Source organism: Sphingobium tyrosinilyticum, assembly GCF_042654265.1.
Taxonomy (GTDB): Bacteria; Pseudomonadota; Alphaproteobacteria; order Sphingomonadales; family Sphingomonadaceae; genus Sphingobium; species Sphingobium tyrosinilyticum.
This window is the reverse complement of the sequence record NZ_JBHSFZ010000003.1, coordinates 148,744-155,372: the sequence shown is the minus strand read 5'-3', so window position 1 is coordinate 155,372 and position 6,629 is coordinate 148,744. Positions and strand designations below refer to the sequence as shown.

General features: G+C 54.1%; 8 protein-coding genes and 1 tRNA gene. 3 read left to right on the top strand and 6 right to left on the bottom strand.

Annotation, left to right across the window (positions count from 1 at the left end; all coding sequences use genetic code 11):
• Window positions 1-97 precede the first annotated feature (97 nt).
• Window positions 98-379: a hypothetical protein gene (locus tag ACFO3E_RS02515; protein WP_380802260.1), complete on the bottom strand. Its 282-nt coding sequence runs from the start codon at window positions 377-379 to the stop codon at window positions 98-100.
• 385 nt (window positions 380-764) lie between these two features.
• Between ACFO3E_RS02515 and ACFO3E_RS02510 the strand changes: the two genes are divergently transcribed.
• Complete coding sequence (locus tag ACFO3E_RS02510; RefSeq protein ID WP_380802257.1) at window positions 765-1,100, top strand: hypothetical protein; 336 nt, start codon at window positions 765-767, stop codon at window positions 1,098-1,100.
• 302 nt (window positions 1,101-1,402) lie between these two features.
• On the opposite strand, the gene ACFO3E_RS02505 is transcribed toward ACFO3E_RS02510, so the two are convergent.
• Together ACFO3E_RS02505 and ACFO3E_RS02500 are read right to left on the bottom strand one after the other, a co-directional pair.
• Complete coding sequence (locus tag ACFO3E_RS02505; protein ID WP_380802254.1) at window positions 1,403-2,218, bottom strand: hypothetical protein; 816 nt, start codon at window positions 2,216-2,218, stop codon at window positions 1,403-1,405.
• A 460-nt stretch (window positions 2,219-2,678) separates the two neighbouring features.
• Window positions 2,679-3,026, bottom strand: a complete 348-nt coding sequence (locus ACFO3E_RS02500; protein ID WP_380802252.1) for a hypothetical protein — start codon at window positions 3,024-3,026, stop codon at window positions 2,679-2,681.
• 263 nt (window positions 3,027-3,289) lie between these two features.
• Here ACFO3E_RS02500 and ACFO3E_RS02495 point away from each other — a divergent pair, with 263 nt between their 5' ends.
• Window positions 3,290-3,967, top strand: coding sequence for a recombinase family protein (locus tag ACFO3E_RS02495; RefSeq protein ID WP_380802249.1), 678 nt, complete (start codon window positions 3,290-3,292; stop codon window positions 3,965-3,967).
• Between the two features lie 39 nt (window positions 3,968-4,006).
• On the opposite strand, the gene ACFO3E_RS02490 is transcribed toward ACFO3E_RS02495, so the two are convergent.
• The 3 genes from ACFO3E_RS02490 to ACFO3E_RS02480 form a co-directional block, all read right to left on the bottom strand.
• The gene (locus ACFO3E_RS02490; protein WP_380802246.1) at window positions 4,007-4,372 is read right to left on the bottom strand and encodes a hypothetical protein; all 366 of its coding nucleotides are present in this window, start codon (window positions 4,370-4,372) and stop codon (window positions 4,007-4,009) included.
• Between the two features lie 11 nt (window positions 4,373-4,383).
• Window positions 4,384-4,968: a hypothetical protein gene (locus ACFO3E_RS02485; protein ID WP_380802244.1), complete on the bottom strand. Its 585-nt coding sequence runs from the start codon at window positions 4,966-4,968 to the stop codon at window positions 4,384-4,386.
• A 182-nt stretch (window positions 4,969-5,150) separates the two neighbouring features.
• Window positions 5,151-5,241 (bottom strand) — tRNA-Ser (locus ACFO3E_RS02480).
• A gap of 202 nt (window positions 5,242-5,443) precedes the next feature.
• On the opposite strand from ACFO3E_RS02480, the gene ald reads away from it, so the two are divergent.
• Window positions 5,444-6,559, top strand: coding sequence for an alanine dehydrogenase (gene ald, locus ACFO3E_RS02475; RefSeq protein WP_380802241.1), 1,116 nt, complete (start codon window positions 5,444-5,446; stop codon window positions 6,557-6,559).
• Window positions 6,560-6,629: the final 70 nt, after the last annotated feature.

Below are 6,629 nucleotides of genomic sequence, written 5' to 3'. Positions count from 1 at the left end.
ATGGGCGGGTTTAAACCCGCCCATTGCTTCAACCGCGCTCCTGCGCGACAACACCGGTCGGTCTCTGGTCGCCGCTGGATGAAAGGCGGGGGTCACGTCAGCCAAAGCCAGCAACAAACTGAACGTATCCAGTGTAAGCGCCGTAGCTGTTTTTGGAATTAACCAAGCCACAGTAAATAAGACCCTCTCCGTCAGATAACTGAAGGGCGGGGTGCTTAAACTGAGCCGAATACGGGTCTTTTAATTCTGCCTTAACCGAGTTTTCTACGGCCTTCTTTTCGGCCAGTGACATTGGCCGGGCACTTACATTGGTCGGAAGCGCAGCCAACAGCAGTGGCACCAAGAACACCTTCAAGCGCATGTATTCCCCCATGTTCATCCGCCCCACCCCGCCAGCCGGGACGGTTAGTCGCGCGTGAACACAGGGAACCGCGCCCTGCGTATTCCCTTGCGGTTTTATATTCGGCAGGCCGCCCGACCTGATGGCCGAGTGCCTGTGTTCACCGCGCGAATGCGGGCTGACCCTCACGACTAAGATCGGATCAACAATGCCCTTCTATGTGATGAGAGTTGCTGAGTCCATTGCGCTTTCAATCCAATGACTTTCAGCGCCTCCAAACCCCCACAGCCTTCACCAGCGCCGCCAAGCCTGTCAGGACTGCACCTATCCCCCATCAGGAACGAACTATCGATATTGACCATGCCGCGACTCCTTTCCTATGGACATGTTCTTTGTTTGTTCTCGAATAGGAAAGGCGATTCTCATGGGTGTACGCATTGAACCCATTCCAAACTCGGTTCGCGTTCAAATCAGTGGCGATGTGGAGACCACCTTATCGGTTCCCTACGAAGACGATGACCGCTTCCTTGTGGCGCTTAGCGACGGCACCTTGCTTGTTGGTTCATATGATGAAGAGCTTCGCTGCAAATTTGACGTTGCGCGTAATGGAGCAGGCATAGTCCGCTTTGAAAATGGCGCAGCATTAGTAGATTGGCGGATGGAATGGGCGACCATTGGTGTTTATGATGCAAACGTGGTTGAACCACCATCAATAAAGCCGATGCCTCTGTTCCCGGATTTAGATGAAGTGCTGCATTGACCAAAAGAATTACTTGTCAGTATTTACCACTTTATTTTATCAGATCGTCTGAGTACTCACGGAAGATCGATTTTAAGGCCCATATAGCGACTTTGTTGTTCGAGAGGTAGGGTAGTAGCCTAAAGTCCTGTATCGACGCCTGGCGGCCCCTTAAATCGCCTTAAAATGGCATTCTGGATGGCGAGGTCACACCTATTGACCTTCTGCGCGTTGTGAAGGGCTGTTTTATGGCTTGGATGGGTGGTCAGCGGAAAGTCAGCTTTCCACTGACTTTTCGAACATCATGCGAAAGGACGTGCCTGTCAGAGGTCCAAACTTTCCTGCTCTGCATTTTCCTCAGCACGGCGCACCGCTTTGGCCTGATGCTCTGCTGTCGCCGTGATCATGTCAGTGGTCGTCGAGAAACTGGTGATGGCTACATTAAAGCGTGATGCAAGTGCCGGATTTTGCTGGTTTGGGACCATCTCATAAGAAATTGCATGCAGGCAAGGCAGGGACTTGTCTGTGCGGAGACTGTGGCTGCGGCATTCTCCATAGCTTGTATTGTTGTTAGCCATGCGTTCCCCCTCTCGCGAACGAACAATCCAACCGGAACGTTGATCACCATAGCCAGCATCGTCGAACGGACCATATTTAGCAGCGACATCCTGCGCGATGTTGGCGATCGGCAACTCCTTACCGCTTGGATATTCAAGAGTGCGATCTATGTGGACCACTCGCTCTCCGCCCGGAGGGCCAAGCAACCATACATTAACTTTGTCGAGGCCGGTATCCGCGTTCAAGTTGATTTGGGACATCTGGCCGCCGTTAGGGATCGAAATGTTCTGCTTGCTTGCATTGATCGCGTAGCTAGGATTCTTACACAAGAGGACGCCACGAACCTGTTCCTCGCTCATCCCCTGCCTTAATCCACCGACGTCATCGGCAGGCTGCCCCTGGCGAGCCGACTGTGGCTTGAACTTACCGCAATCTAGGTCGGCTTTCTCGACCGCTGGGGCTGCGGCGAGCCCATCGGGTTTGGGGTCCAGCGAACTGTCCTCCGCATGATCAGTGCTCCCGCCAGAACCGCCGCTTCCGCATCCCCCAAGGAGAAGTAACCCTGCGATCAATAAAGGCATGCCGCGCATCTGTTCGCCTTTCGCCGATGATGGAAGACGTCGCCGCAAATATGCCACGCTCCTTACACGTTCGCAACGGATCGGTGTTGGCGCAAAAGGATAGCCGCTGAAGGTCCACATATGGTCGTTTGCGGATGAGCAGCTTCCTTACGTTCGGCCTCTTTCCCATGGTGTGAGGACAGCAAAACCGTATAGGCCCGTGTGACTCGAATTCTGTGGCGCATATTGATTCTGCGGTAGGACATCGCCTTCCTGAGGCAGACAAAAAAATACCCCGCCGAAATGGCAGGGCATCGACGAAAGTTGGTTACGGGATCGGCTGTCATCTGTAATCGGCGGTGTCCCCCTGTCTTTCACAGCCAAAGAGGCAGGGCGAGGGGTTGGCAGGCATCTGTACGAGTGGGTAGGCACAAAGAAAGGGCCAGAAGGCCCTTCCTTGCGACCATCATGCAACACATCGTCAATTCACTATGTATGCTGATCCCTGTGCCCACGGCCAGGTCCGCCACACTTCAATGGCAGTTTCTATGATGGCAAAGCTTGATAGTTGCGCCGGATGATAAATCGTAACCACTAATTGGCTCACGGGCCAACCTTCTTTCCCGTGCCATTCAAACTTGCAAAACTCACCATAGAGGGCTCGGAAATGTTCGCCCAGGTGTCCCTTCTCTATAGCAGAGCACATGCGATCTTGAATTGAACAATCACCTACAAAAGAAGCTGGGATGAGTTCCCCTTCAATCATCGCGTGTTCGTAATAAGGTAATGTAAACTTGGTTTCTATTTGATAGTTTAGGTCTAAAATCACTTAATTTCCTTGTCTGTTTTTTGCCAAGAGGCCAGCGTTCTTTTATGGCATGACAGATCGGCGTTCAATGGTTTCTATTGCGATTTAGTTGTTCATTAAGGTTGTTACTGCACCTTGTTCTGCTTCTATGTGCGTGGTGAGTTCTAGATGCTGATGCGCTGCCTTTCCTTGAAGGTGTACAGTCCTGCTATTTTGCATCTGGGCACCCGTCATGATTGCCGTTACATTAGTAGCAACGAACGTAGCGACTCATGGAACAAGAAATGGCACAGGGCAAATTTGTATCGTACCTTCGGGTGAGCAGCGCCAAACAAGGCCGTAGCGGTCTTGGGCTAGAGGCGCAGCGAAAGGCCGTAGCGGATTACCTCAATGGCGGCGCATGGGAGTTGTCCGGTGAGTTTGTTGAGGTCGAATCCGGAAAGCTGGACGGCAGGCCCCAACTGGAAGCCGCCTTGGCTATGTGCGAGTTGACCGGCGCAACTCTAGTGGTCGCCAAACTGGATCGGCTAAGCCGCAACGTCGCCTTTCTTGCGGCCCTTCAAGATAGTGGAGCTAGGTTTGTTGCTGCGGATATGCCGGAAGCAAATGAACTTACTATCCATATCATGGCTGCGGTTGCCCAAGCCGAACGAAAGGCAATTTCAAAGCGTACCAAAGAGGCGCTGGCAGCTGCAAAGGCTAGAGGGACAAAGCTGGGGGGCAATCGAGGAAATTTGGAGGACCTACGAAAAGGCCCTGGAATCAGTGCCCTGGTCCGATCCAAGGCATCAATCGATCGTGCTGAAAAGGTCCGACGCCAGATTGAAACTTTTCAGGCGGCAGGTGCCGTCTCTCTCCGTGCGATAGCTGACAGATTGAACGCGGCGGGAATAACCGCGCCGCGTGGAGGCACATGGAAGGCGGCACAGGTCAAGAGGATCATAGACTCCTGTAGCCCATGAGGGGCTTGTAAGGGAGTTGCTCAGCCCCGAGGGCTCCGCTTAGAAAGGTACATCATCCAGCGTATCCAGAATGTCGTCAATGTCCTTATCTGCTCCGGTAGCTCGACGTACTCCAACATCAAACAAAGTTTTCATAAGCACCCAATAAGAGTCAAATCCCCGGTAGTTAGGGGTCGGGCCATTTATCATATCATCGATAAAAGATTCTGCCTTTTGACTAGTTGGATTGACGATGCTCAATTTTATAGCAGGCTCTCCGTTATCGTTCTTTGTTTCTTCTAAATAAACCATTCTTTCCGCAATATTGGTAGAAAGCTTATTTTCAAACTCGTCATAATCCCACGACAAGTCGCCATTGAGTGTTCGCTTAAGCAATCGCTCAACAAGGGTCCTGTACTTGTCCATAATTGACGCGATCATATGCGGCCTCTTTGAAGTGTAATGTTTATATCAACGAGTAATTGGTCATGCTGGCGAATTACGGCTGATGTTTTTACGGCACTGATAGAATTGGCCTTTTTCTGCAAATCACCTTCAATTCTCTCACACAGGCGATGAATATAAGTAATTGCCGAATCTATCTGATCTAATTGATCCTTAGATAACAGATTACTTGTAGATTTGAGAATAACTAAGCTATTTCTTACGTCTTCGTAACTAATAATAACTTCTGCCCAAAGGTTATTATGCAGGTTCCTTCTCACTGTTTTAAGCGCGTATTGTGCCCTAGAAGCCTCATGGGCTGCGTCATACGCATCAAGAGAACCCCGTATTCTTTCCACTTCTTGCTTGACGGCCTCAGAGGCGGATTTTGTTTTATTCAGTTGCCTTAGAGTGATCCAGAAGCCCGCAAGCGTCAAAATGAGTCCAATTATAGCGAGCCAGAAACCCCAACCCGCCACCGCGAGCGTATTTGACGGAAGAAACGGCCAGTTCCAGAATGACGGTTCCACTTGGCGCGCTGAATCCCCCGTCGCGGCAGATATGTCGCCTTTTAGCATGGTCCCCCTTTGGCTTAGCGGCAATCCGTTGCTTGATATACTTCCGCGCCAGTTTCACCAACCCTAAGCAGAATCTGCTGCTTGCTGCCTCGCGACCATTTTATACAATGTTGGGCGGTATGTGGGCCTCTGCTCCGCAGAGGGAAGAAAAGGCAATAAAACCAATAAACTATCTAGCAAGATGGCGGAGCGGGAGGGATTCGAACCCTCGATACGCTTTTGACGTATACTCACTTTCCAGGCGAGCGCCTTCGACCACTCGGCCACCGCTCCGCATGCACTGGAAGGCGGCTCCCTATCGTGCAGCGCGGCGCTAGGCAAGGGGTGGTTGATATGCCTCCTGTAATTCCGTTCCGGCAGACTATATCGGATAAGGAGATCGTTCCGGCCGCAGGCCCGATTCCGGAACAATCGTCGCTTGCCCGGCGATAAAATCCCTGACGACGATATGCCCTCAGGGATGGAAAGGCTGAACATGATTGTAGGCACGGTACGGGAGATCAAGAATCACGAATATCGCGTCGGCCTGACGCCTGAGAGCGTGCATGAGCTGACCGCCCATGGCCATCAGGTGCTGGTGGAGAGCGGTGCGGGTGACGGGATCGGCGCGCATGACTCGTTATACGCAAAGGCCGGGGGCGAGATCGTCCCGTCGGCGCGCGAGGTTTTCGCCGCTGCCGAGATGATCGTGAAGGTGAAAGAGCCCCAGGCCGAGGAACGCGCGATGCTGCGGCCCGGCCAGATACTCTACACCTATCTTCACCTCGCCCCCGATCCGGAGCAGACCCGCGACCTTATCGCGTCGGGCGCGACCTGCATCGCTTATGAAACGGTGAGCGACGATCATGGCGGCCTGCCGCTGCTAAAGCCCATGAGCCAGGTTGCTGGACGCATGGCGATCCAGGCGGGCGCGACCGCGCTTGAAAAGGCGAATGGCGGCCGGGGCGTGCTGCTGGGCGGCGTGCCCGGCGTGCTTCCAGCCAAGGTCTGCGTCATCGGCGGCGGCGTCGTCGGCTTCAATGCGGCGCAGATGGCGGCGGGCCTTGGCGCTGACGTCACGATACTCGACCGCAGCCCCGAGGTGCTCGAAAAGCTCGGCATCTATTTCGAAGCGCGGGCCAAGACCCGCTTTTCCAACCGCGCCAACCTTGCCGAATGCGTGGCCGACGCGGACCTGGTCATCGGCGCCGTCCTCATCCCGGGGGCCGCCGCGCCGAAGCTGGTGACAGCGGACATGCTCAAGACCATGAAGAAGGGCGCAGTGCTGGTCGATGTCGCGATCGACCAGGGCGGCTGTTTCGAAACCAGCCACGCCACCACCCACGCCGAGCCGACCTATGTGGTCGATGGCATCGTCCATTATTGCGTCGCCAACATGCCGGGCGCCGTCGCGCGCACCAGCACCTATGCGCTCAATAACGTGACGCTGCCCCATGCCCTGCGCATCGCAGACCTGGGTTGGAAAAAGGCGCTGCGGTCCGATCCGCATCTGCTCGCCGGGCTCAACGTCTGGGACGGCAAGGTGACCTATCAAGCCGTCGCGCAGGCACTCGACCTGCCCTACACGCCCGCGCAGGAGGCGCTGGGCTGACACGCGCTTAGCCGCTCCTAATCTTTTCCCGCAGCCTTGCGGGTTCCCCGGCCTCGTTCGTCTTGCTTGT

Excerpts from the sequence above, each read along its gene's own strand:
- ACFO3E_RS02515 (WP_380802260.1), bottom strand. The coding sequence starts at position 379 with ATGAACATGGGGGAATACATGCGCTTGAAGGTGTTCTTGGTGCCACTG.
- ACFO3E_RS02510 (WP_380802257.1), top strand. The coding sequence starts at position 765 with ATGGGTGTACGCATTGAACCCATTCCAAACTCGGTTCGCGTTCAAATC.
- ACFO3E_RS02505 (WP_380802254.1), bottom strand. The coding sequence starts at position 2,218 with ATGCCTTTATTGATCGCAGGGTTACTTCTCCTTGGGGGATGCGGAAGC.
- ACFO3E_RS02495 (WP_380802249.1), top strand. The coding sequence starts at position 3,290 with ATGGCACAGGGCAAATTTGTATCGTACCTTCGGGTGAGCAGCGCCAAA.
- ACFO3E_RS02490 (WP_380802246.1), bottom strand. The coding sequence starts at position 4,372 with ATGGACAAGTACAGGACCCTTGTTGAGCGATTGCTTAAGCGAACACTC.
- ACFO3E_RS02485 (WP_380802244.1), bottom strand. The coding sequence starts at position 4,968 with ATGCTAAAAGGCGACATATCTGCCGCGACGGGGGATTCAGCGCGCCAA.
- ald (WP_380802241.1), top strand. The coding sequence starts at position 5,444 with ATGATTGTAGGCACGGTACGGGAGATCAAGAATCACGAATATCGCGTC.